Annotated in this window: 2 protein-coding genes and 1 pseudogene; 2 read left to right on the top strand and 1 reads right to left on the bottom strand. The window is 72.7% G+C overall.

The window, feature by feature from the left end:
* Positions 1 to 78: pseudogene (locus tag ABT106_RS31630) on the bottom strand (GTP cyclohydrolase I); the annotation flags it as partial.
* 209 nt (positions 79 to 287) lie between these two features.
* Here ABT106_RS31630 and ABT106_RS31625 point away from each other — a divergent pair.
* Positions 288 to 671 (top strand): hypothetical protein, encoded by a 384-nt coding sequence (locus ABT106_RS31625; RefSeq protein WP_351284418.1) that lies wholly within the window; start codon positions 288 to 290, stop codon positions 669 to 671.
* Positions 672 to 846: 175 nt separating this feature from the next.
* A complete protein-coding gene (locus ABT106_RS31620) occupies positions 847 to 2427 on the top strand; it encodes an alpha/beta fold hydrolase (RefSeq protein WP_351284415.1) in 1581 nt (526 codons plus the stop codon).
* The last annotated feature ends 419 nt before the right edge of the window (positions 2428 to 2846 follow it).

Below are 2846 nucleotides of genomic sequence, written 5' to 3'. Positions count from 1 at the left end.
AAACACGTCCACCAGCCGGGCCAGCTTCGACAGACCGGTGATCTTGCCGTCAACGGACGGAATGTACCCAACATGGGCTCCCCGCGCCCGGGACACCGCGGCCGTCCTTCCGACCAGCCGATGAGGTACCCATGCCGAGGACCGAACCGCAGCGTGACGACATTCGACCGTGCCGGATCCAACGGATCCGCCGGATCCGGCGGCCGCGGCACGCACTCGCGGCGATCGCCGCGGTCTGCGCCACCCTGCTGAGCGCCGGCTGCTCCGGTGCCTCGGCCGCGCACCCCGTGGCCGGGCACGGTTCGGCCCACCCGGCGGCGAAGGCCGGGCCGGGGGGCGGCGACGCCTCCCCGTCCGCCGGCACCGCCGCCGCCCCCACCACCACGATCGAGGAGATCGCCGCCGCCATCGGCTGCGCTGCCGAAGTCAGCGTGCAGGCGGAGGAGTTGCGCCAGGGCGGCTGCGAGAGCGCTCAAGGCCCGTACCGCATCGCCACCTTCGCCGCCGAGCAGGGACTGCGCTCCTGGCTGACGGAGGCCCAGGCGTACGGCGGCCTCTACCTGGTCGGCGACCGGTGGGTGGTCACCGCGCAGTCGGCGGACGCCCTGGGCGGCCTGCGCGGACGGATCGGCGGCTCCCTCGAGAACGGCGCCGACCACACGGGGCACTGACACGCCGCGGGACCTCGTACAACAAGCGCGGCGTGTCGGCCAGTTGTCCGGATTTCAGCTCATTCGCGAGGCGCACAGGGACCGACCCTTCGGGATGATTCGGCCCCGGCGATGGATGCAACAAGGTGGACGGGTAAGCGAACGCGTCGAATCCACCGACTCCGAGGAACCGCCCGTGCGTCTGAAACGCCTCGCACCGCTGCTCACCACCGCCGCTCTCATCGCCACCGCGCTTCCCCTGCTGGGCGCGACCCAGGCCGCCGCCGCACCGGAGGCTGCGTACCTCAGGCAGAAGCCCGCCTGGCACCGCTGTGCCGAGGACCAGCCGGCCTCGCATGAGTGCGCCACCCTGAAGGTCCCGCTCGACTACCGGCGCCCCGAGGGGCGCACGATCGACCTCGCGATATCCCGCCTGAAGACCGGGAACCCCGCCAAGCGGCACGGCGTCATGCTGTTCAACCCCGGCGGACCGGGCGGCAGCGGGCTCTCCGACCCGGTGATGATGAACGAGCTGATGCCGAAGGACGTACGGGAGCAGTACGACCTCATCGGCTTCGACCCGCGCGGCGTCGGCCGGAGCAGCCCCGTCACCTGTGGGCTGACCCCGGCCGAGGAGGCCATCGACCGGCCGTACCGGCCCGAGACCTACGCGGCCGACGTGGCCTGGGCCCGTACCGTCGCGGAGAAGTGCCGCGAGAAGTCCGGCGACGTGATCCCGTACATCACCACCCGCAACACGGCGCGCGACATGGACACGATCCGCGCGGTGCTGGGCGAGCGGAAGATCTCGTACGTGGGCTACTCGTACGGGACGTACCTCGGCGCGGTGTACTCGCAGATGTTCCCGCAGCGCACCGACCGTTTCGTCCTGGACAGCGGGGTGGACCCGCAGCGCATCTGGCGCGGCATGTTCCAGGTGTGGGCGACCGAGGCAGAACCCGCGTACGAGCGGTGGACGCGGTGGGCCGCCGAGCGCTCCGCCCAGTACGGGCTCGGGGCGACGCCCGGGGCGGTGTCGGAGACGTTCTGGGGTCTGGTGGCGCGCGCGGACCGGGAGCCGATCGACTACTTCGGCACGAAGATCACGGGCGCCGACATCCGGGCCGCGCGGGCCGTCTTCTTCTACCCGGCGCAAGCCTCGGCCCTCGTCCAGCAGATCAAGGCCGCGGCCGAGGGCACCCCCGCGCCCGGGGGCGAGGCCGCGCCGGACCTGAGGAAGCTGATCGCCGGCGGGCGGGCCGCCGACCCGCAGCCGGCCACGGACAACGGCACCGCCGTCCTGTGGTCGGTTCTGTGCGGGGACACCGGCGCCTGGCCCCGCTACACCGAGCAGTACGCGCGGGACGCGGCGAAGGACAAGGCGAAGTACCCGCTGTACGGGGACATGGCGTCCAACATCAAGCCGTGTGCCTTCTGGGACCGGCCGGTCGAGTCGGCCACGCCGATGAACAAGCGGGCCGATGTCCTGACCGTGCAGAACGAGTGGGACTCGCAGACACCGCTCTCCAGCGGCCAGGGCCTGCACCGCGCGCTCAAGGGTTCCCGCATGGTGCTGGCGGCCGGGGGCGAGGGTCACGCCGTGTACCTCATCGACCCGGCCTCCTGCGTCAACCCGGTGGTCAACGCCTACCTGACCACCGGACGGCTGCCCGCCGAGGACGTGACCTGCCAGAGCCCGCCGACCGACCCGGGGCAGCGGCTGTCCCGGAGCCCGGCGAAGCAGTTGCCGTTCCCGGCCGGGCCCGGGCGGTTCTGACCGGCCGAGCGGTCGGCACACCGCGAAGGGCTCCGGACTGGGCGCCCCTGCGGCCGTGCCCGAGCACGCGCCGTCGGCGGACCGAACGCAGCATGGGCAGAATGGTCCAGACCAACTACGGTGGGCGGCCGTAGGTTTCACCACATCCCCGAGGTGGATCATGATCACGCGTCGCTCGACCCTGCTCGTCGCCGGCTCGGCCGCCGGCGGCCTGCTCCTGCCCGCCACGGCCGCCTCCGCTGCGGCGTCCGCCACACCAGCCGCGGCAGGCAGGGGCGTTCACCTTCCCCTGCCGGGGGGCACCCGCCCCCCCGCCGGGGGGGCCAACCCCCCCCCCCACCACCCCCCCGGGGGCGCCCCACCCAGAGCCCCCAGCTAGGACGACACGGCGGGAAGGTAAAACAGGAGGGAAATGATTG

It is taken from the genome of Streptomyces sp. NPDC002044, assembly GCF_040296725.1.
GTDB lineage: Bacteria > Actinomycetota > Actinomycetes > Streptomycetales > Streptomycetaceae > Streptomyces > Streptomyces antarcticus.
This window is presented reverse-complemented; position numbering and strand designations above follow the sequence as displayed.